This is a genomic window from Alteromonas sp. C1M14 (genome assembly GCF_018860965.1).
In the GTDB taxonomy this organism is placed as follows: domain Bacteria; phylum Pseudomonadota; class Gammaproteobacteria; order Enterobacterales; family Alteromonadaceae; genus Alteromonas.
The window spans coordinates 125,969-147,274 of the sequence record NZ_JAHKQF010000013.1 but is presented as its reverse complement, the minus strand read 5'-3'; the positions used below and the strand labels follow the sequence as shown (position 1 = coordinate 147,274).

At 44.2% G+C, this 21,306-nt stretch carries 21 protein-coding genes; 10 read left to right on the top strand and 11 right to left on the bottom strand.

Features of this window, described 5'->3' with window-relative positions:
- Positions 1–63: 63 nt before the first annotated feature.
- Together puuE and KO501_RS11915 are read right to left on the bottom strand one after the other, a co-directional pair.
- A complete protein-coding gene (gene puuE / locus KO501_RS11920; protein ID WP_216029896.1) occupies positions 64–981 on the bottom strand; it encodes an allantoinase PuuE in 918 nt (305 codons plus the stop codon).
- Positions 978–1,631, bottom strand: a complete 654-nt coding sequence (locus KO501_RS11915) for a TetR family transcriptional regulator C-terminal domain-containing protein (protein WP_216029895.1) — start codon at positions 1,629–1,631, stop codon at positions 978–980. The genes puuE and KO501_RS11915 overlap by 4 nt, the downstream gene beginning before the upstream one ends.
- 374 nt (positions 1,632–2,005) lie before the next feature.
- On the opposite strand from KO501_RS11915, the gene xdhA reads away from it, so the two are divergent.
- The 7 genes from xdhA to KO501_RS11880 are packed head-to-tail and all read left to right on the top strand — an operon-like array spanning position 2,006 to position 9,971.
- On the top strand, positions 2,006–3,448 hold the full coding sequence (xdhA, locus tag KO501_RS11910) for a xanthine dehydrogenase small subunit (protein ID WP_216029894.1): 1,443 nt from the start codon (positions 2,006–2,008) through the stop codon (positions 3,446–3,448).
- Positions 3,441–5,789 carry a xanthine dehydrogenase molybdopterin binding subunit gene (xdhB, locus tag KO501_RS11905; RefSeq protein ID WP_216029893.1) on the top strand — a complete coding sequence of 783 codons (2,349 nt, stop codon included), beginning with the start codon at positions 3,441–3,443 and terminating at the stop codon, positions 5,787–5,789. Before xdhA ends, xdhB begins: the two co-directional genes overlap by 8 nt.
- Positions 5,786–6,607, top strand: coding sequence for a xanthine dehydrogenase accessory protein XdhC (gene xdhC, locus KO501_RS11900; RefSeq protein ID WP_216029892.1), 822 nt, complete (start codon positions 5,786–5,788; stop codon positions 6,605–6,607). Before xdhB ends, xdhC begins: the two co-directional genes overlap by 4 nt.
- Positions 6,604–7,110, top strand: a complete 507-nt coding sequence (gene uraD / locus KO501_RS11895) for a 2-oxo-4-hydroxy-4-carboxy-5-ureidoimidazoline decarboxylase (RefSeq protein ID WP_216029891.1) — start codon at positions 6,604–6,606, stop codon at positions 7,108–7,110. The genes xdhC and uraD overlap by 4 nt, the downstream gene beginning before the upstream one ends.
- 9 nt (positions 7,111–7,119) lie before the next feature.
- Entirely contained in the window at positions 7,120–7,443 is a 324-nt protein-coding gene (uraH, locus tag KO501_RS11890; protein ID WP_216029890.1) for a hydroxyisourate hydrolase, read from the top strand.
- Positions 7,443–8,753, top strand: a complete 1,311-nt coding sequence (gene guaD, locus KO501_RS11885) for a guanine deaminase (protein ID WP_216029889.1) — start codon at positions 7,443–7,445, stop codon at positions 8,751–8,753. Before uraH ends, guaD begins: the two co-directional genes overlap by 1 nt.
- A 3-nt stretch (positions 8,754–8,756) precedes the next feature.
- The gene (locus KO501_RS11880) at positions 8,757–9,971 is read left to right on the top strand and encodes a urate hydroxylase PuuD (protein ID WP_216029888.1); all 1,215 of its coding nucleotides are present in this window, start codon (positions 8,757–8,759) and stop codon (positions 9,969–9,971) included.
- Positions 9,972–10,092: 121 nt separating this feature from the next.
- Here the strand turns inward: KO501_RS11880 and KO501_RS11875 are convergent, their stop codons facing one another.
- The gene (locus KO501_RS11875; protein WP_216029887.1) at positions 10,093–10,500 is read right to left on the bottom strand and encodes a GFA family protein; all 408 of its coding nucleotides are present in this window, start codon (positions 10,498–10,500) and stop codon (positions 10,093–10,095) included.
- Positions 10,501–10,780: 280 nt separating this feature from the next.
- Positions 10,781–10,957, bottom strand: coding sequence for an SMI1/KNR4 family protein (locus tag KO501_RS18355; protein ID WP_354667828.1), 177 nt, complete (start codon positions 10,955–10,957; stop codon positions 10,781–10,783).
- A gap of 235 nt (positions 10,958–11,192) precedes the next feature.
- On the opposite strand from KO501_RS18355, the gene KO501_RS11865 reads away from it, so the two are divergent.
- The 3 genes from KO501_RS11865 to KO501_RS11855 all read left to right on the top strand — a co-directional run bounded on the left by KO501_RS11865 (position 11,193) and on the right by KO501_RS11855 (position 14,540).
- The gene (locus tag KO501_RS11865; RefSeq protein WP_216029886.1) at positions 11,193–13,517 is read left to right on the top strand and encodes a methyl-accepting chemotaxis protein; all 2,325 of its coding nucleotides are present in this window, start codon (positions 11,193–11,195) and stop codon (positions 13,515–13,517) included.
- A 166-nt stretch (positions 13,518–13,683) separates the two neighbouring features.
- Positions 13,684–14,235: a YaeQ family protein gene (locus tag KO501_RS11860; protein WP_216029885.1), complete on the top strand. Its 552-nt coding sequence runs from the start codon at positions 13,684–13,686 to the stop codon at positions 14,233–14,235.
- Positions 14,232–14,540: a hypothetical protein gene (locus KO501_RS11855; RefSeq protein ID WP_216029884.1), complete on the top strand. Its 309-nt coding sequence runs from the start codon at positions 14,232–14,234 to the stop codon at positions 14,538–14,540. The genes KO501_RS11860 and KO501_RS11855 overlap by 4 nt, the downstream gene beginning before the upstream one ends.
- Positions 14,541–14,562: 22 nt before the next feature.
- On the opposite strand, the gene KO501_RS11850 is transcribed toward KO501_RS11855, so the two are convergent.
- The 7 genes from KO501_RS11850 to KO501_RS11820 form a co-directional block, all read right to left on the bottom strand.
- A complete protein-coding gene (locus KO501_RS11850; RefSeq protein ID WP_216029883.1) occupies positions 14,563–15,888 on the bottom strand; it encodes a Na+/H+ antiporter family protein in 1,326 nt (441 codons plus the stop codon).
- Between the two features lie 94 nt (positions 15,889–15,982).
- A complete protein-coding gene (locus KO501_RS11845; RefSeq protein WP_216029882.1) occupies positions 15,983–16,603 on the bottom strand; it encodes a flavin reductase family protein in 621 nt (206 codons plus the stop codon).
- A gap of 157 nt (positions 16,604–16,760) precedes the next feature.
- On the bottom strand, positions 16,761–16,967 hold the full coding sequence (locus KO501_RS11840; RefSeq protein ID WP_216029881.1) for a cysteine-rich CWC family protein: 207 nt from the start codon (positions 16,965–16,967) through the stop codon (positions 16,761–16,763).
- A gap of 73 nt (positions 16,968–17,040) precedes the next feature.
- Complete coding sequence (locus KO501_RS11835; RefSeq protein ID WP_216029880.1) at positions 17,041–17,364, bottom strand: DUF3392 family protein; 324 nt, start codon at positions 17,362–17,364, stop codon at positions 17,041–17,043.
- Between the two features lie 375 nt (positions 17,365–17,739).
- Positions 17,740–17,931, bottom strand: coding sequence for a hypothetical protein (locus tag KO501_RS18350; RefSeq protein WP_252728380.1), 192 nt, complete (start codon positions 17,929–17,931; stop codon positions 17,740–17,742).
- A 198-nt stretch (positions 17,932–18,129) separates the two neighbouring features.
- A complete protein-coding gene (locus KO501_RS11825; RefSeq protein WP_216029879.1) occupies positions 18,130–19,515 on the bottom strand; it encodes a hypothetical protein in 1,386 nt (461 codons plus the stop codon).
- 878 nt (positions 19,516–20,393) lie between these two features.
- The gene (locus tag KO501_RS11820; protein ID WP_216029878.1) at positions 20,394–21,266 is read right to left on the bottom strand and encodes a DUF1566 domain-containing protein; all 873 of its coding nucleotides are present in this window, start codon (positions 21,264–21,266) and stop codon (positions 20,394–20,396) included.
- Positions 21,267–21,306: the final 40 nt, after the last annotated feature.

Below are 21,306 nucleotides of genomic sequence, written 5' to 3'. Positions count from 1 at the left end.
CCCCCATTGTGATTACCACAATGGGGGCTTTTTTATCTGTCTGAACGGATATCCGGGAAGGCGTTACTCCTGATACGGGAAGTTTGCCTGCCAATGCAACGCAATGTCTTCCCTCGTTGCCAGCCAAACTTTATCAAAACTTTGTACATATTCGATAAAGCGTTTTAACGCTGCAATACGAGCAGGACGCCCAATTAAGCGACAGTGCAGCCCTATTGATAACATTTTAGGCTGGGTTGCCCCTTCTTCATACAGCACATCAAACCCATCTTTCAAATACTGATAAAACTGCTCTCCACTATTAAACCCTTGGGGCGTGGCAAAGCGCATATCATTGGTATCTAGGGTATAAGGTACCATCAACAAAGGGTTACCGTTTTGTGTATCATAATAAGGTAAATCGTCGGCGTAAGAATCAGCGCAATACAAAATATCATCCCGCTCGGCGATCAATTTTAACGTATTAGGGCTGGTGCGCCCGGTATACCAACCGGCTGGCTTTTTACCTGTTAGCGCCTCATGTTTGGCAATGGCTTGTTCTATCTGAGCACGTTCTGTGTCTATATCCATGTCCTGATAATGGATCCAACGTAAAGCGTGACTCGCAATTTCCCACTTTGCATCAAGCATGGCTTTCACCGCATCCGGGTTTCTTTCCATTGCCATGGTAACGCCAAATACAGTAACCGGGATCTTCTTTTCTGTGAATAAGCGGTGCAGACGCCAAAAGCCCGCACGGCTACCGTATTCGTAGATAGATTCCATACTCAAGTGGCGATCTGGGTAGGGTTGGGCGCCCACGATTTCAGAAAGAAACATTTCTGAATGTGTATCGCCGTGCAACACACAATTTTCGCCGCCCTCTTCGTAATTAATTACAAATTGTAAAGCGACACGTGCATTCCCCGGCCAATTGGGGCTTGGTGGCGTACGACCATACCCAATGAGATCCCTAGGGTAATTGCTGTTATTGTTTTTCATAAACTGTCTATCTTATATTTTTCAGGGACATCAAGTCCGCAACCGGTTAACGTAATAGTGACAAGATGATTTGTCGCTTCAGCAAAATCGGCCTTTTTCATTTTGCTGCCCCGCAAGCGGGTTATCTGAGTTGAAAAATCCGCATAGTGCTGGGTACTTGCCCAAATGTTATAAAGCAAAAAATGCGGATCGATGGGGCGCATTTTGTTTTGTTCAATCCAAGTGTTAATAATCGCAACCCGGCCTTCCATCCATTTATTATGCGCATCGTTAAAATAGTTATCGAGGTTGGGTGCACCGTTGATTATCTCCATGGCAAAAATTTTCGACGCCATAGGATGGGTGCGAGATAATTCCATTTTTTCAGCAATATAAGCGGCTAAGGTTTCTGCCGGATCGTCGTGTTCGGTTGCCATATCAAAACGAGAATTCCACAAACTGAGTGTTTGGCTTAATACTGCAATGTATAGGTCTTGCTTGGTCTTAAAATAATACAATACGTTGGTTTTAGGCAGACCAGCTAAATCAGCCACCTGCTGCACAGACGTACCCCGAAATCCCTGATAGGCGAAAGCCTTTTCGGCCGCAGCCAGAATAATGGCTCGATTACGAGCCCCTACACTGGCATCCACTTTTGATGTTTGGGTCATGACGCCATTTGATTCCTTCTAAAATTTGTCAAACCTGACTATTCAGTCATAGTGCCATAGTTGTAAAAATCCTAAAAAATTTTTATTTTTTCTCTCAATTCAGCCTTGCACGCCAATGCGCACAAATCTTGCAGAAAATTCAATGATGACAATGTAATTATAAAAAATCGGAAAAAACACCCATTTTGGGTGCTGTGTTGCTTTACAACTCCCCAGTTTGAGGCAAACCATATTCGATTTTGCACCAAAATGAAACGCGCCGCACTAGCTGGCCTTTTTTTAACACAAAAATCTGACCAAGTGGTCTACTTTTTAGTGATGAATACAGATATAGTAACGCGTCTAAACGACTTTATTAATACATGGAGCCCGGCATGGTCCGCTTTCTCTTAAATGATGAACCTGTGGAATTACAGGTAAACGACCCTAACCTTACGGTTTTGCGGTACCTACGGGAACAACAAAGTCAATGTGGTACCAAGGAAGGCTGCGCAGCCGGTGACTGTGGTGCCTGTACCGTGGTAGTCGCCGCACCAACCCCGACGGGGGATGAACTGCAATATCGTACCATCAACAGTTGTATTGCCCTGATGTCTTCATTGCATGGCAAACAATTAATAACCGTAGAGAACTTAGGTAACGCCAAGTCTCTTCATCCGGTACAGCAGGCCATGGTCGATAACCACGGTTCTCAGTGTGGTTTTTGCACACCGGGTTTCATTATGTCTGCCTTCGCGCTATACCACTCGTCGGTAGAGGTAGATCGAGAAGAAGCTATCCATGCATTATCTGGCAACCTTTGCCGCTGTACAGGTTACCGCCCCATTATTGATGCAGCACTATCCGCCTGCGCTCAGCGCCAGCCTGATCAATTTGACGCCCAAAAAGAGCAAACAATTAGCGCCTTATTGAAGTTAGGATCTAGCTGCGCCGATAAAGATGCGCAGGCTTTAATCATGCCGACAAATCGCCAACAACTTGCCGACGCCATGGCCTCACATCCTTTAGCCAAGTTAGTGGCTGGCAGTACCGACTTGGCACTGGATATTACCCAAGGACAACAGCAATTTGACACCCTTATTAGTTTGTCTCAAATGGCTGAACTTAAACAAATAGAAATTACCGAACATACCCTTGAAATTGGTGCAATGGCAGCGCTAAACGACGTGGCCTGTGCAGTCACTGAGGTATACCCACAATTACAGGAATTGTTTACTCGCTTTGCCTCGTTGCCCATTAGAAATCAGGCGACGCTGGGCGGGAACATTGCGAATGCCTCTCCTATCGGCGATACACCGCCAGTTATGTTGGCCTTAGAAGCTAGCCTGGTATTAGACAATGGGGAGGAATGCCGAACAGTGGCTGCTCGGGATTTCTTTACCGGCTATCGCCAAACCGTAATGGCGAAAAATGAATGGATTAGGCGGGTGATTATTCCGAAAAAACAGCCAAATCAACGTGTGGCCGCTTATAAGATATCAAAACGCCAAGAAGACGATATTTCCGCGGTGTGCGCCGTGTTTTCATTGACCATTGAAAACCACGTTGTGACTAAATTAACCAGCGGCTTTGGCGGAGTGGCTGCCACCCCAGTTTGCTGTCCTGAACTCGAGCAGGCGTTGGTGGGACTCACCTGGTCAGATCCCACCTGCCTAGCCACAGGTAAACAAATACTTGCCAACGCATTCAGCCCCATTGACGATGTTCGCGCCTCTGCGGCATACCGCAAACAGGTATTGGCCAATTTATGGCACCGCTTCTGGCTGGAGCATCAAACAGACAACCTGATCCCCACTCGAGTGGTATCCCATGCGTAAATTAATTAATACACAGCCTACATCTTCGGTAAACAGCCCACTCGGTAAGGGCCGCAATCACGAAAGTGCCATTCGACAAGTGTGTGGTGAAGCCCGCTATGTGGATGATATGCCTGAACCGGGCAACATCGCCTATGCAGCTATTGGCACCTGCGCTCATACCACTGGCACTATTGTCACTTTGGATCTAGATGCCGTACGGATGTCTGAAGGGGTTTTAGATGTCATCACCATCGAGGATATTCCCGGCCATACAGATATAGCGCCCGTGTTTGACGGCGACCCCATTTTAGCGGACAAAACGTTACTGTTTCATAATCAGCCTGTGTTCGCGGTGTTGGCAGAAACCGTCGACCAAGCGCGCAGAGCAACCACCAAAGCAACAATCGTTGTTAACGAGACAGCGCCTACCTTGTCGGTAGAACAAGCCCTCGCACAAAAATCCTTTGTACGCCCTACCCATACCTTTGGTAACGCCGATGCAATACACACAGTAAAGCAATCCTCTCATCAGCTAGAAGGCAGCCTAAGCATAGGTGGCCAGGAGCATATGTACCTGGAAGGTCAAGTTTCCCTGGCCATACCCGATGAAGAAGATCGGATGAAAATATATACGTCTAGTCAACACCCTAGTGAGGTGCAAAAACTGGTGGCAGAAGTGCTAGGTATAAAACTACATCGCGTTGTTGTGGATATGCGCAGAATGGGAGGCGGTTTTGGCGGTAAAGAAAGCCAAGCGGCCCAATGGGCATGTATTGCCGCCGTTTTTGCATCTCGCAATGGCCGCGCTGTAAAATGCCGACTGCCCCGCCAGCAAGATATGATGGTAACCGGTAAACGCCACCCCTTCGAAAATCAATGGCACGTAGGCTTTGACCACCAAGGCTGCATTGAAGGCGCCGATATCGAGGTGAACGGCAATTGTGGCTACAGCGCCGACCTTTCTGATGCCATTGTAGATCGGGCCATGTTCCACGTAGACAACGGTTATTACTTAGGAAACAGTCATGTTGTCGGACATCGTTTAAAAACGTCCTTTGTCTCCCATACTGCTTATCGCGGTTTTGGCGGGCCACAGGGCATGATTGTGGCCGAAGCCATAATGGATGGCATCGCACGCCAGTTAGGGGAAGATCCCCTAACCATTCGTAAGCGCAATTTATACGGTGAACAAACTGGCTCTACTACCCCTTACGGCATGACCGTAGAAGATAATGTTCTGCCTGAAATGATCGGGCAGTTGGAACAAACCAGTGAATACTGGCAACGTCGAGAAGCGATCACCGAGTTTAACCGCAACAGCCCTATCATCAAAAAAGGGTTGGCATTAACGCCGGTTAAATTTGGCATATCCTTTACCGCTAAACATTTGAATCAGGCTGGCGCACTTGTTCACATATACACCGATGGCACTATTCAGGTGAACCACGGCGGAACAGAAATGGGGCAAGGGTTACATACTAAAATTGCTCAAATTGCTGCCCATGAGTTCGGTATTGATATGGACCATATCGAAGTCACCGCCACTCGTACTGACAAAGTGCCCAATACCTCTCCCACGGCAGCGTCTTCAGGTACAGATCTAAACGGTAAAGCAGTACAAAATGCCTGTATTACCCTTAAAGAACGACTAGTATCATTTTGGGCCGATGAATTAGGCATTGCCGCCGATGACGCCGTTTTTAAAGACAACGGATTGTTTATTGGTGAACACCAGATTGATTTTGCTGCCTTAGTGCAGGCGGCCTATATGGCGCGTATATCGTTATCATCCACAGGCTATTACCGTACACCGAAAATCTTTTATGACCGAGAAAACGGCACCGGCCGCCCGTTTTTCTATTTTGCTTATGGGGCCGCCGCCACAGAAGTACTCATCGATACACTTACCGGTGAAAACCGCGTTACCCGAGTGGATATTCTTCACGATGTGGGGGCAAGTTTGAACCCAGCTTTAGATAAAGGGCAAATTGAAGGCGGGTTTATTCAAGGCATGGGTTGGCTTACCACCGAAGAACTGAAATGGGATGACAGCGGAAAACTCACATCAAACAATATGGCGACCTATAAAATTCCGGCTATTGGTGATACCCCGGAGATCATGAATGTAGATTTATATAGTCGGCCTAACCCCCAAGACAGTATCTATCATTCCAAAGCCGTGGGTGAGCCGCCCTTTATGTTGGCCATTTCCGTGTGGTGTGCGCTAAAAGATGCCATTAGCAGTATCACCGATTATTCCATCGACCCACCTCTTCAAACTCCTGCTACTGCGGAACGTATTTTACAAGCCGTAGAGCACGCCAACGGGGCCGCTGGCAACGAGGCCGGTTTATCATGACGCCAAATACTTGGTTTGATGCGGTTAGCTTTTGTCACCAACGTGGCTATGCTTATACCTTGGTTACCGTTTTGTCGGCCGCCGGTTCTACGCCTCGGGAATTGGGAGCGAAAATGGTGATTACTGGCGATAGTCAGTTCGACACCATCGGTGGCGGCCATCTTGAATTCGAAGCCGTGCACAAAGCGCGAGAGTTTCTGGTGCAAGGTAAAGAACATCAACATGTGGAATCTTATCCTCTGGCCAGCCGGTTAGGTCAATGTTGTGGCGGCGCCGTAAAATTACTGTTTGAGGTTAAGGTACTGCATTGCCAAACCGTGGCGATCTTTGGTGCCGGTCATGTGGCTCAAGCGTTAATACCTATACTGGCCCAGCTTCCTTTACAAATAAAATGGATTGATAGCCGCTCAGAAGCATTTGCAGGGGTTAACGTACCTTCTCATGTTACGACCTTACATGATGAACAACCCGAAGGTGAGTTACTGGAACTGGCTGACAACAGCATGATTTTGGTGCTAACCCACGATCATCAATTAGATTACCGCATTGTTGAGGCCGCATTGAAACGAGCAACATTTCCTTACGTGGGCATGATTGGCTCTGACACGAAAGCCAAACGTTTCATGACCAAATTGCAGCATCGCGGCTTTACTGAAAATCAATTAAACAGCTTTGTCTCGCCTGTGGGCGAATTGAGTATTCCAGGTAAGTTGCCCATGGAAGTGGCGGTATCGATTAGCGCCCAGATTATTCAGCGTATTCACGCTGCCTCTCCCACCAAGAATGCACAAAACAAAAGTAAGGAGGTGACAGTATGAAATTAAGCACCCTTAACGAACTGGCTAAAGACGAGGCAAATGCCTGGTTTACGCAAACATGTGCAGCGCAAACATGGACGTCCTCCATGACCGCGCTACGCCCTTTTGAAAGTTCAGCGGCGGTCATATCCGCCGCCAAAAAAGTTTGGCTTAGCATGGAAAAAGCGGACTTTTTGGCCGCCTTTGCCGCCCACCCTATGATTGGTGACATTGACACCTTACGTAGCAAGTTTGCCAATACGCGAACCATTGCGGCAAACGAACAGTCAGGCACCGCCAGTGCCGATGAAGCCACCCTGCTTGCCCTCAAAGCGGCCAATCAGGCTTACTTAGATAAACATGGTTTCATTTTTATTATATGCGCGACAGGACTATCAGCCGAAGCGATGCTATCGGCATTACAAGGGCGCATTGACAATACTACAGCGCAAGAAATCGCGAATGCGGCTGCAGAGCAAATTAAAATTACCTGCTTGCGCATCGAAAAAGCACTCGAGGATTAAGGAAATAGAATGATCACACTTTCCAGTCATGTGTTAGATACCACATTAGGTAAGCCAGCAAAAAAACTTCCGCTATCTCTTACATTGCCCGACGGCAGTATGCATAAAGGGATAACCGATGACGATGGCCGCTGCAAAACATGGGGAGAGCTTGAGTTTTTACCCGGCGCTTACCATTTGCGTTTTCACTGCGAAGCCTATTTGCTAGAAAAGCACGGTGAGAGCTTTTATCCCTTCGTCGACATTCACTTTACTATGGAAGAAAATGGCGGTCATTATCATGTGCCCCTGCTTATTTCTCCCTTCGGCTTTAGTAGTTATCGGGGTAGTTAGTGAGTAAAGCAAGCCAACTTTTTCGGGGCAAAATTTTGCATTTTCCCCACGCAACAGATAACCCCGATGAAGACGTTGTCTATATCCATGACGGTGCGTTAGTTGTTGAAGACAAACATATTGTTGCTATTGGAGAATACGCAGACATTCAACCTGCCTATGCCCATGCCCATGCCACAGTGATTGATCATCGCAACCACTGGATCATGCCCGGGCTCATTGATAGCCACCTGCATTTTCCACAAACAGAAATGCTTGCCTGTTATGGTGAACAGTTACTGACTTGGCTAGAAAACTACACCTTCCCAACGGAGCGGAAGTTTTCAGATCCTAATTACGCCACGGCCATGGCTGAGGTGTTTATTCGCCAGCTATTAAAAAACGGCACCACCACGGGTTTAGTCTACCCTACGGTACATGCTAATTCTGTGGATGCCCTATTTAACGCAGCGTCATCCATGGATATGGCCATGGTAACTGGCAAGGTGTGCATGGACGTGAATAGCCCTGACCCGTTAAAAGACACCCCTACCCAAGCAGTTGACGACAGTTTAGCCCTAATAAAAAAATGGCATAATAAAGGTCGTAACTGCTATGCCATTACCCCTAGATTTGCGCCCACCAGCAGTCGTGAACAATTACAGGGCTTAGGCGAACTAGCAGCGGCCTACCCCGACGTATTTATACAAACCCATTTATCAGAAAACCAGCAAGAAATTGCGTGGGTTAAGCGTTTATTTCCCGAACGCGATGGCTACTTAGATGTTTACGATCATTATGGATTGGTGCGGCCTCGTGGTGTATTTGGTCATTGCGTGCACTTGTCAGACAAAGAATGGGCGCGTATGGCAGAGGCCGGAGCCACCATTGCTTTTTGCCCTACTTCTAATTTGTTTTTAGGCAGTGGTTTGTTTCCGTTAGACACCGCCAGAAAATACGAAGTGCCGGTTACCCTGGCCACTGATGTGGGCGCAGGTACCACCTTCAATATGTTTAGAACCTACGGCGAAGCCTACAAGGTATGTCAACTTCAGCATACCCGACTGTCCCCTTTACAAGGGCTATATCTAATGACTCAAGGCGCCGCACTGGCCCATCAGTTAAGCCATAGCATTGGTAATTTAAACCCTGGTAGCCATGCTGATTTTATTATTGTAGACCCGGCATTTGATGAGTTAACCAGCCACCGTTTACACAATAAAGACAGTAAAGAAGAAACCCTTTTTGCTTTGTCGATGCTAAGTGACGACAGAAGTATTCGTGAGACCTGGATAGCAGGCTCTCCCCAGTTCCAACAACAGGAGAAGTAACACATGCAGGGACTTGACTGGCTCTCGCTATTTTTACGTTGGTTTCACGTTATTGCAGGCGTAGCTTGGATTGGTGCGTCCTTCTATTTTATCTGGTTGGATAATAGCTTACGCACGCCACCAGAATGGAAACAGAAAAAAGGCATTAAAGGCGACCTGTGGGCCATCCACGGCGGTGGCTTTTACGAAGTGGCAAAGTATGCCTATGGTCCTGAAACCATGCCCACCACTTTGCACTGGTTTAAATGGGAAGCCTACACCACGTGGCTTAGCGGCTTTGCCTTGCTAATTGTGGTGTATTATTTAGGCGCGTCTGCGTATTTAATTGATCCGAGTGTCAATGCGATGTCGCCAACTCAAGCTATCCTTTCCGGGTTGGGTATTATCTTCGGTGGCCTTGCCTTGTATGAAGGGGCATGCAGAAGCCCTTTGGCTAAATCCCCTAAAGCCTTTGCGTTATTTCTTATCATCTTATTGTGCAGTGCCGCATGGCTAACCGCCCACTTGTTTAGTGGCCGAGGTGCCTATATTCACGTTGGCGCATTGGTTGGCACGATTATGGTGGCCAACGTATTTTTAAACATCATGCCTAACCAACGTAAAATGGTGGCTGCGGTGGCAGCGAAACAGGATATCGACCCAGCCTGGGGCGCTAGCGCCAAGCTGCGCTCAGTACATAATAATTACCTAACCCTACCTTTGCTGTTCATTATGATCAGTAACCATTACCCCATGACGTATCAACATCCGCAAAATTGGCTGGTGCTTATTGCTATCATGGCGTTGTCGGCTTGGATTAGACACTTTTTCAATTTGAAACATCAAGATGTGAAAAAACCATCCATCCTGATAAGCGGTGCTATTGGCATGTTGGCGTTAGCGGTTTGGGTATCGTGGCCACAAGCGGCTTCCACTTCTGCACCAGCGACAAGCCTTTCAAAAGCCCCATCCAGTGTAGACAAAACGCCCTTACAGGCGAATGTAGAATCGCTGATCCATACTCATTGCGTGGGTTGTCATGCATCAGCTCCCACCGATGATGTTTTTAAAGTTGCCCCACTGGGCGTGAAATTTGATAACTGGCAGGATATCGAGCGTTATGGCCCACAAATCTATCGCCGTGTAGCCGTTACTAAAGACATGCCATTTTTAAATAAAACAGGGATGACAGAAGCAGAACGCCAGCAAATTGCCGACTGGTATGCCGACTCACAGTAAATAACTTAGTGTTAGTTAACCAAGCCTGTATTGTGCTAATACAGGCTTTCTTTTTATGTGTATATTCCCCTCCACGACTTTTCAGTCATGCCCTGCAGCAAATTACTATTCAATAATGAGGTTACTTAGGCAGTTTTTTATAGCCAGGTACACGGTGCAAATTTTTAGACCAGTTGGCGCAACTATCCTCAAAAATTTTAGCCGTGGGGGCAATGGGAACTGGGCTATCAAGGCTGCCAGCGGGAACCACTACGCTGTTAATACTGTGGGCGTACGTAGGTAGTGCTGAACCGCAGTGTTGACAAAAACTTTTTGCATGAAGTGTGTTTGGGTGCAAATAAGTGCTGACGTAACTTTCACCTTGCAACCAATTCAAGGTGCTTCCTTTAGCAAATAAATTTGCAGCATGGGCTGAACCGGTGTCTTTTTGACAGCGAGTGCAATAACACAAGAAAAAAGACTGAAAATCACCTACAAGCGCATACTTCACGCGACCACAAAGGCATGATCCGCTATGTTTTATCGTCATTTTAGTGTCGGGTTAGCGTGCTAACCCTCTCCGCTAGTGCTTCAATCAAACTGGTTTTTTCTAATTTAAATGGATATACATTCTCGTTAGCTTGAACAACAAAAGAAAAGAACAAAAACTGGATTAAAATTACCTTATTACCTTTTTTCTAATTCAGCAAATGTTGAGGTTAATTTTTTTAGCTCGCCTGTTTCATGAAACCATAAAAAAACGGCATTTAAAAACCTCTCGGCTTCCTTAATAAAAACCATTTGGTCACCCAAGCCGTTGCCCGCAATGGCTAAAGCCTCTTTTTATCCGAGGTATCTTTAATAGAATAAAACGTCCAGTCATCATCGTCGGTTGACGTTTCGCCACCATTGTCCAATTTCATCGCTGCACGGTATTCCTCCGGCAATTTCACGCCCAATGCTTGTTCAGTCTTCGCTAATTGGTCTTCTGACAAGGTAAATGGCACATCTGTCTCCTTGGTTATCTCTCGTTGCTTGGGTACATAAAAATGTATCCCTACATCACGGTATTGTTGCCGTTACTTTTGCACAATCAATTATTGTACTCAACAACGTTAATTAAATAGCCATTTAACGGTGGCGCTTTCGTTTTATAAAAAATCGGCTATATCTTAGTTAAGGTTCGTTTCTGCAAAAAATGCATCAATAGACAACTACCTGTTATCACAAAGAGGAAACAGAGTGACACTGAAAAAAAGATTAATTATTGCTTTTGTATCTTTAGTATCAATTGCAGTGTTACTGATGGCCGGTTTATCGCTATATGTGTCGGTAACCAGCGCCTCTGACGCGCTAGAAACCTCAGCAAAAGATAAATTGCGACTACAAGCGGTACAATCGAAACAAGCGATTCAAGATTACTTATCTTTTAACGAAAAACAGATCCGTAATTTTTCTTCGTCCTCCTTAATTGTAGAAGCAACTAAACGGTTTGTTCCGGCGTATAAAAAGTATGCACTAGAGCGCGAGGCTTACTCGCCTTCTCAAGACAATTTACTCTCAAGTTACTATTCCAATGAGTTTGCGCAGCGATACCAAGAGCGCAACGTCGATGCCTTGGCACAACCGACCTCGCTGATTCAACCGCTTCCGTTACACGCAAAGCAACTGCAGCATGACTTTATAGCTAATTCCCGCTTCCCTATTGGACAAAAGGATGCGCTGGTGGATTTAAATAATAAAACCACCTATGCAACCGTGCATTCTCAATATCATGAGGAAATAAGACGTTTTTTAAACGAATTTGGCTATTATGATATTTTTATCGCAGATGTAACGACAGGAAACATTGTCTATAGCGTCTACAAAGAATTAGACTTTGCGACAAGTTTGATCGACGGCCCCTATGCAAACACAGAAATTGGTAAAGCCTTCTCGTTATCGAAAAGTGCCACCGACAACAACCTCGTAGCGGTAAGTAAAATCGCCAAATACTTACCCTCTTACGATGCGTTAGCCGGGTTCTTATCCAGCCCAATAACAGATGAAAATGGGACGGTTATTGGTATTTTAATATTTCAGATCCCTATCGATAAAATTGGCTCAATACTCACACACAACCAAAACTGGTCTGAAAATGGCTTTGGTGCGTCAGGAGAAACCTTTTTAGTTTCGCCCGACAAATTATTGGTTACAGAAAGCCGCTTTTTCTTAGAAAATCAAACCGATTATATAAACGCTCTCGAAGTCCAGCAGCCCTCAGTTGCAGGCCGAATCAAGGATGCCGGCACTGCCGTTGGTATACAGCCGGTGAAAACCTCATCCGTTAACCTTGCCTTAGAAGGGAAAGAAGGTTTTACAACACTTGAAGATTACCGTGGCGTACAAGTTTTTTCTTCCTATATCCCCCTTAATATTGGCGACTATACCTACGCGATTTTAGCTGAAATAGATGTAGACGAGGCGTTGTCGCCAGTCTTCGTTCTTCGCTCTACGTTAATGCTATCCACCTTAGTAGAAGCTTTAATTATTTTGTGTATCGCAATTGCACTGGCACTTTGGTTAGCAAAAGTTCTGATTAAGCCACTATTATTGTTTGGTAAAGCCTGCAATGAACTTTCTAGCGGAAATGGCGACCTTACCATTCGACTAACGCCGTCATCGATACCCGAAATAGATAACATCATTCTTCCCTTTAATACTTTTATCGAACAGGTTCAAAAAATTGTTCGTAGCATTAAAGACAATGCACAACGTTTGTCCCATGCCGCAGAGGAATTGAGCAGTGTGATGGAACAAAGCAATAAAAGTGTTACCGAACAAAAACAAGAAACACTGATGGTTGCTAGCTCCGTTGAAGAACTGTCTATGACCATAGCCGATGTATCACGAAGTACTGTTGAAACCCGTGATGCCAGTGATAACGCCTCGGACAGCCTTAAAGAAAACATGGAACGAGCAACACTTGCAGCCGACAATATAAAGCTGCTGGTAAAACTGCTTGGCGACTCAAAAGACGTGATTTCATCACTGCAAAATGAAGTCTCCTTAATCAACAGTTTACTAAGTGATATTACATCCATTGCTGATCAAACCAACCTTCTAGCCCTTAATGCTGCAATAGAGGCAGCAAGAGCTGGCGAAGCTGGACGGGGGTTTTCGGTGGTTGCCGATGAAGTAAGGACGTTGGCAAACCGCTCTCAAAAGAGTACCGTCGAGATATCCCAGATAGTAGAAAGAATGAATAATGCATCGAGCTTGTCGGTTAAGGAAATGGATAAAGCATCCACCGCAGCTGATGGCGGCATCCACCTTGTCAATTTGGTGACGACGGCGATGAACGAGTTATCTCAAATAATTATAAACGTTAAGAATATGACTGATAGCGTCGCCTCGGCCACGGAACAACAAGACGCAACCTCAGACAGCGTGAGTGAGAATGTGAATACTATTGCGGCACAATCCGAAGAAATATCCCACGGCGTGAAAATAGCCACGGAATCGGCGCAAAACTTATCAATTATTGCCAAAGAAACGAATACCTTGGTGTCTAGTTTTAAAGCATGAGCTAGGCCCATTGATAGCATCGGGAGTATCCGCCGTGGCGACAAATACCACAGCGTGAACTGAGTAAAAGGTTACAGAAAAATCCGCCGACCTAAGAGCGCAACCCAGCGTTAACTGATACTATACGCCGCAAATCGCAATACCTTACCGATGAACCGGAATCACCATGGCATTAAAAGCAACTATCTTTAAGGTCGACCTGTCGATAACCGACATGGATCGCAACTACTATCACGACCATAATCTGACCATTGCTCGGCACCCATCTGAAAACGATGAACGCATGATGCTTCGAATCATCGCTTTTATTGCCAATGCCCACGAAAGACTCCAATTTACCAAGGGGTTGTCTGACGATGAGGTGCCCGATTTATGGCAAAAAAGCTACAGTGACGAAATTGAGTTGTGGATTGAGCTTGGTCAACCGTCAGAACAACGTATCAAAAAAGGCTGTAATCAAAGTCAGCAAATGATGATTTACGCTTACGCCGACAACAGTTTTGATATGTGGTGGAAAAAAGAAGCCAACGCCTTGGCCCTCAAAAAGAACTTATCGGTGTACACCCTACCAGGCCCACTTGCGGCGGTGTTAGCTGACACGGTACGCCGTTCGATGCAAATTCAGGTAACCATACAAGACGGACAGATGTGGCTAAACATTGAAGGCGCTGACTGTACACAAAGCGTGGAAATAGTTATAGAGACCCCCATGCCATGAAAACACTGTCTAGCGTACAACGAAAACAGCAAGCCTGCGTATTAAGCGTTGCTGATACCCTTGAACAACAAGGCCGGGAAGAACTTGAGGGTATGCTGCAATGTTGGTTTGACATGCAATATCACCACTTCCCCGATTCCCTTTTACTGCGTTTTCAGTTTGCAGATGAGGCCGCACTAATCGCTGCCCAGCCCACATTGAAAATATGGCAAAAGCGTTTAAGTGCAGCCCTCGTGAAAAAAGGCGTGGTGCTAAAAGACATGCGCCGACATTTGGTATTTACCCTAGATGGGCCTGAAACCTAAAGGGTTACCAGACCCCGTCTATTTAGAGTGTCATGGCCGCTAACCAACCAAAGGCGATCAATGGCAGGTTGTAATGCAAAAAGGTAGGCACCACCGTCTGCCAAATGTGTTCGTGTTGCCCGTCAACGTTTAACCCTGATGTTGGCCCCAAGGTTGAATCTGATGCTGGTGAACCCGCATCACCAAGAGCCGCTGCCGTGCCCACAAGCGCCACGGTAGCCATGGGTGAAAACCCAAACGCTATAGCAAGTGGCACATAAATAGTCGCAATAATTGGAATGGTTGAAAACGACGAACCAATACCCATCGTGACTAATAAACCCACAACCAGCATAAGAAAGGCCGCGAGCGGCTTGTTGTCGCCAATAGAGGTCGATAACGACTGAACCAAGCTTTCCACGCCATTGGTGGCTTTCATCACTTCAGCAAAACCCGCCGCCGCAATCATGATAAACCCAATCATTGCCATCAAGTGGACACCTTTAGTAAATACGTCGTTGGTGTCTTTCCAGGCAACCACACCGCCTAGGTTAAAAACGGTAAAACCCACTAAAGCACCGATAATCATCGAGCCAGACAACAATTGCACACCCAGCGCAGCAATGATGGCGACGATGGATACGATAATGTGCTTTTGGTTGATGGGTTGGGTTTCAGCTTGGGGCGCGGTGTATTCGCTCACGGTATATTCTCGGGGTTTGCGATAACTGATAAATACCGCCACTAACAAACCAAAAACCATACCGGCACCAGGCAATAACATGGCATGAGGAATTTGCGCGGCAGTGATGCCGGCAAGGCCATTATCGTGCAAGTTTTTAAGTAGGATATTGTTTAAAAAAATACCTCCAAAGCCAATAGGTAACACCATATATGGCGTAATCAAACCGAAGGTTAAGACACAGGCGACTAAACGTCGGTCAAGTTTCAGTTTGGCAAAAACACCTAATAGAGGGGGGATCAAAATCGGAATAAAGGCAATGTGCACAGGAATAATGTTTTGCGATGACATGGTAATAAGCAGCAACGCAAAAATCAGCGCGTATTTTAAACCGGTAGACGCCGCTTGATTGTCATGCCCAATAAAACGCTTGATAACAGATTGTGCCAGCAAATCTGTTACCCCAGAACGAGAAATTGCCACGGCAAACGTACCCAACATAGCATAACTTAAGGCAATGGTTGCCCCGCCACCTAAGCCACTTTCAAAGGTTGATACGGCGTCGATTAGACTCATGCCAGAATACCAGCCACCAACGATGGCACTAAAAACAAGCGCCACCACCACATTTACACGCATCAATGCCAAAACCAGCATGATACAAACAGATAAAACAACTGGGTTCATCGTTATCTCGAATCGTTATATTTAAATTTTTATATTATTCAACGTCTTCTATCAGGATGATGAAGACAGAGGCTTTCTTTACGAACAGTGACAATTATTCCGGCCGTAGCATTTCAAAAAAGTTGTCTTTAGATAGCGTAAAGTAATCACCTTGCCCGCCACCCCGGGTGACAGGCGCACTTTTAAGGGTACGGTAAACGCCATTTTCTATGAGGGATTTATCGATATGCACACCCACCACTTCGCCGATAACAAACCAACTATTGACGGCATCGCCGCTGGCTGTTTTTAGCTGCACCACATCACTCAGCTTGCATTCCATACTTACTTTGCTTGCCTTAACCCGAGGTACATCAACCACTTCGCTTTTTACACTGGCAAGCCCGGCATGGTCAAATTCACTTTCATCGAACGTCAGGGGTTTACTGGTTGTATTCATCGCTTTTGCTAAATCTTCAGACACTAGGTTCCAGCAGAATTCACCGGTTTCCTGCACGTTAATAAGGGAATCTTTTTTACTGCCTACCACCGAAAAACCAATAATGGGGGGCGTATAGTTTAACGCGTTAAAAAAGCTATAAGGCGCAAGATTTAGCACCCCAGACTTAGACTTTGTGGATATCCACCCAATGGGGCGCGGTGCAATAATGGCGTTAAATGGATCGTGAGCAAGGCCATGCCCGTCTTTGGGTTGATAAAAATGGGTTTGCTTCAAAACCATTCCTTAAAAAGTATGTTAAACAGAACGGTAGCTATTATGTGGCTACGCGCCTTACCGATTCAAGATTATCAAAAATAAGGTAGCCGGTGCACAATTATGTTGAACCAGTCTTACCAAAGAAGTTCATTATTCCCAAAGGGAAGCACTGCTTTTAATTGGGCTTTTTGGCGCACCCTTGGCAAATACAGGCTTTGTGTTTGAGATTGGCCGGTACTTGTTGCAACACATGGGGAGTAAACACAACGTCTGCGGCCATGCACCAACAAGGTTGCTCACTGCCTGATACATTGGCGCATTGATTTGGACTGTTGCACAAGGGGCAGCATGCTGGATCTATGGGGCTTTTTTGCTTATTCATTTAACCGCGGTCACCTTGCGTTGAGTTTGATAAAAAGTAGCAGATAAATGATTGTCGTTCAAAAGCGCCCCTTTTAAATATAACGCCGTCGTTCGGCCAATAGCCCCATCACCAAGAACGCACCGATAAACGCGACGCCGCGATAGTGATAAGGCAGATAAAAAATTATATGTTTAAATAACGGCGCGGCCCATAAGGTCAACGCCCCATAGCCAAAGGCACACAAGACTACAAACAACAGGCTGCGCAGTAAAAAATGGTAACCTTTGATGAACTGTTTGATGTGCTTATTGATGAGATCGCCATAGATTACCAATAGCGTCGCTATTAACATCAAGCTCATCTGATCGTAATAAGGACTAAGAAACTGATTAATTGGAGAGAGAAACTGGGCCATAAACTACAATGACATAAAAAGAATTAATTCAACGATTATAACATATTAGCGCAGCTATGAGCGGTGTTAATCATTACAATGTACCGCCTCATACAAGCCTCCATTCAAGTGACGCTAACTACTAGTGAGAAAAAATATTTGGCTTCAGTAAAGAAGGTACTCTTTTTAATCTTTGTTCTGCCGTACCATTCATCGAATGCAGCAACTATTTCACGAGTGCTTATGCTCTGCGCGTATAGCCGCAGGATTTTATCGTCCATGGATGCAAAGCGGAATTAATGCTTTTTAACGATTTTGAGCACAAAGGAGCCTTCACGGTCGCGAAGCGTGTCGAATTCAAACTCCCAATCTTCGGTTTTAACCCTTTTACTGCTCTTACCGTGGCGATTGTTCGCTGAGGTAGAGTTTTTGGTGCTTTTCGTAAAAAAGATGTTCATCCATTTCAGCGTTCAATGCCGCTTCAACGGTGATCTTTTTCAATAGCTCACTGAATTCATTTAAGTCTTCAGGTGTTTTAATGCCTTTGACCGCTTCCTTTGCGAGAGCTTCAAGCTCTTTCTTATTCATATTAATCTTCCCATCCTTAACTTTCTATAGAATAAATTGAGATTGGCAGGTACATAAAATTAGTAACCCAGCACATATAAACACCATATCCTACCAAAACAACCTTAGTTTCCTTTAGCTGTAAAGGATATCATCCCTTTTGTCTAACAAAGCAATATAAAAGATATCATTATTTATGAACTTCCTTCATTGAAAATTTCAACGCAAAGAACGCTTTGCATCATCTAATATACGATAAAATTCCATAGAGTTGTTTATAAAATCTGAACGTGGTAATTCTTTCATTGTTAATAAAAAGCATAGAGTCTCAAGAGCAATAACACTTTTAAATGGGTCAATTTTATCTTTGACCTTCCAATCTAGAAGTCCATGTGCAGCCTTTGCTCTCACTAATCTAGAATTGATTAAATGAGCAGTGATAGAAGGAATTGTATCCAACAATGGAAATTCTAAGGAAAGCTCTTGTATCGTCCTATCAATTTGCTTTCTAAAGGTTTCATAGTTTAATTTACTCAACAACCCGTTAATTCGCCCTCGATCTTGAATGAAATCGTACTCTGAAGTCTTTTCAATCACCAAATTTACAAGATCATCAATAACGTTATCTCTTCCTAATTTCTTCGGTAAGAAAGTTGGAATGGACTCTAACCAACGGAAGGCGTTTAAAGCTCTTTCAGACGTAAAATGATTCTGGTTTAAAGATAAGGTCCTGTGCATATGCCTTGATGCATCACCCCAATCAGTATCAGTAAGCTGGACCCAAACCTTCAGTGCAGCCGCAAATAAATCCATTTCATCTTCAGTGTTAACCCGATATAGAGCCATTCTACTCTGTTTAAATCGCTCACCGAATCTTTGGTCTACCCACATCACTTCATGCATGCTCAGTTTAAAGTCTTCTTGATAGTTTTGTTCTATATGCTCATTCCATTTATCATATGTACATCTCGATATACTGACATTTTTCGGCAAAATCGTATTACCCAAGCATAGAGTTACAAAGCTCAAAACACACCATATACCATTATGAATGTCTTCAAGGTTAATTGGCTCATTAAATTCAACGCAACAATTAATACCCTTTATTATCGGGTCAACATTTAAATCAGAATTTATACCGAACGAAATATTAAAAGTAATTTTATATCCAGAAACTGCAATACTAAAAAGACTAGAATTAAAATCTCCATTTCTATATTTATGAACAAAGTCAATCAAAATATTACCATTCGAAAAAAGCTCTAAAGCCTCATCGATCGAAAAGTGTATTCTTTTAATCTTATCGGAAATTCCCCATGGACTGGGGCCAATAACAGCTGAATCCGAATGAACGATATTTTTATTATACCTCTTCCCAGATCTACATATTGCTGAAGGTGAAATAATACAGTTGTGCAATGAGATAAAGTTGACATTGGTGTCTTCGAGAATTAGCTCCCCATTATCAAAAGAATAAAACTCTTCCCAATTATAAACTTCAGCGCAAATGTCATTATTTCTGGTATCAAACGTTGCGGGAAAATTTTTACCACTACTTTTTTCTCTACAAACCGTGATGGTATTTTTATAATTTCTATTTTTCATCCTCTTTCCCTAAGGTATATTTTTTGTTACTAGTAATAATGTCACTCAAACAATTATTTAGATCTCTATGTAGTGAGATATCCGTCAATTGTTTTAGTGATCCTATCGAGGAACCAGAGCCATTACAAACAGCACTATATGATGATCTATTTGAGCAAGAACTTTTCGTTTTAGATAATTCAATTTTAACACGATGTCCTCTATCTAAGATTACAGTTCACGTCCCCATCTGTAGTACCTCAATAACACGTGGGATGCTGTTATATAATCAACGGCAGCCTTCCCAAGCTTTGGAAATAGATGATTATCTAACAGCCGACACATTTTGTCTGCCGTGATTTTAGGTTTCTTCGAGCTGTAACTTTCAATCCATTTTTCACCAACAATCCTAAACGTATTAGAATGCGATTCGGCTTGCCTTATTGCTTCTTAACGATGTAATTCTGGATCAACGCTCTCTGCCAATAATATTCGATACTCGCTGCACTTTTTACGAGCTATGGTGTCCACTTCCCCTAAACTGAGACAGACTTAATTGGAGTTTTCTGCAATGATTAATGCAGGAGACGACTATGAAAAAATCACGCTACACACTGGCTATACATATGTTTGATAACGCAGGTTAAGACCCTTAGGCAAGAGCTACATACGCCGATGTGGGATCAACGAAGGTGTATAAAGAAAATCATATTGATTTGTTTCGGGCTAACAAGATAGATTTATAGAAAGTATAAATTTCGATTTACCTTACAGCTTCAGCTTATTAATTAACCTAACCAAAGTTCCAGACAGGGGAAAGTCTAGATTAAAATATAAAGAAGAATATACTGATTTAATGCTCAATAAGTACAACTAATCACCATTGACGCCATTGGCTATTATTTCTTCACAAGCCTCACGTGTGTAGAGGCTGGCTCGCTCGCCTGAATATTAGATTTCCCTCCTATTCGCCCAAAAGAAACTCTAGTATAAACAACGGCTCCATGAGAAGTGTCGTAAATAGTTGAAGAACGATAACCACTGATATCAACGAAAATGTTTCCAGAGAATAATGGACTGTATATGGAGGCATCCTGACTAGTATCTTCACACTGTTCTTCTGTATCAGTTAAGAAATAGCGTGGTTTAGCTGAATCGCAATAAACTAGCGTAATCAATTCCGATTCAGTTGGTAGACGGAATTCAGGAGCATAGGCGTCTATGTACGTTTGTGTTTCTGTATGCGATAACCTCGCGGGATCACCTAAACAAGTGTTTTGCGCTTGACTGAATTCTTGCCCAACCGCACACTTCATCCAAATAAGGTTTGTCTGGAGATCTAGGACAGTATCACCTTGGTCGGTATATCGCGGTGCTACCGTAATTAAATCAGAATTCGCGATTTCTAGCGAACCTTGCTTTGCCACGACCACAACTCTATATAAGGGAGATAAATCATCTGGCTTGTATATCACGGGTGAAGTGACATCAAGCAACCTAATTGAATTTTCATATACTGAGTAATTTTCAAAATCGAATTCTAATTCAGAAGCTAGATAAACATCATAGGACTCAACTGAATCATCATTACTCCATGTAATTGAAATTTCCGCGTCTTGCGCAACCGCTTCAACATTTTGAGGAGCATTTAAAATGGGTTGCGGTACTTGTGGGGAAGCATTTTCAGAACCTTCTCCGCCACCACAGCCAGTTAATAGCAGAATTAAAAATGAGGTAAAACATAAATTGAATACAGATTTTTGACAAGCCATCAATGCCCCTTTACTAACAAATAATTAATATAAGGAGAAT

Coding starts and splice junctions, on each gene's coding strand:
- KO501_RS11820 (WP_216029878.1), bottom strand. CDS start 21,266: ATGGCTTGTCAAAAATCTGTATTCAATTTATGTTTTACCTCATTTTTA.
- xdhA (WP_216029894.1), top strand. CDS start 2,006: ATGGTCCGCTTTCTCTTAAATGATGAACCTGTGGAATTACAGGTAAAC.
- KO501_RS11835 (WP_216029880.1), bottom strand. CDS start 17,364: ATGGCCCAGTTTCTCTCTCCAATTAATCAGTTTCTTAGTCCTTATTAC.
- KO501_RS11875 (WP_216029887.1), bottom strand. CDS start 10,500: ATGACGATAAAACATAGCGGATCATGCCTTTGTGGTCGCGTGAAGTAT.
- uraH (WP_216029890.1), top strand. CDS start 7,120: ATGATCACACTTTCCAGTCATGTGTTAGATACCACATTAGGTAAGCCA.
- puuE (WP_216029896.1), bottom strand. CDS start 981: ATGAAAAACAATAACAGCAATTACCCTAGGGATCTCATTGGGTATGGT.
- KO501_RS18350 (WP_252728380.1), bottom strand. CDS start 17,931: ATGAATAAGAAAGAGCTTGAAGCTCTCGCAAAGGAAGCGGTCAAAGGC.
- KO501_RS11860 (WP_216029885.1), top strand. CDS start 13,684: ATGGCATTAAAAGCAACTATCTTTAAGGTCGACCTGTCGATAACCGAC.
- xdhB (WP_216029893.1), top strand. CDS start 3,441: ATGCGTAAATTAATTAATACACAGCCTACATCTTCGGTAAACAGCCCA.
- KO501_RS11915 (WP_216029895.1), bottom strand. CDS start 1,631: ATGACCCAAACATCAAAAGTGGATGCCAGTGTAGGGGCTCGTAATCGA.
- uraD (WP_216029891.1), top strand. CDS start 6,604: ATGAAATTAAGCACCCTTAACGAACTGGCTAAAGACGAGGCAAATGCC.
- xdhC (WP_216029892.1), top strand. CDS start 5,786: ATGACGCCAAATACTTGGTTTGATGCGGTTAGCTTTTGTCACCAACGT.
- KO501_RS11855 (WP_216029884.1), top strand. CDS start 14,232: ATGAAAACACTGTCTAGCGTACAACGAAAACAGCAAGCCTGCGTATTA.
- KO501_RS11825 (WP_216029879.1), bottom strand. CDS start 19,515: ATGAAAAATAGAAATTATAAAAATACCATCACGGTTTGTAGAGAAAAA.
- KO501_RS11850 (WP_216029883.1), bottom strand. CDS start 15,888: ATGAACCCAGTTGTTTTATCTGTTTGTATCATGCTGGTTTTGGCATTG.
- KO501_RS11840 (WP_216029881.1), bottom strand. CDS start 16,967: ATGAATAAGCAAAAAAGCCCCATAGATCCAGCATGCTGCCCCTTGTGC.
- KO501_RS11880 (WP_216029888.1), top strand. CDS start 8,757: ATGCAGGGACTTGACTGGCTCTCGCTATTTTTACGTTGGTTTCACGTT.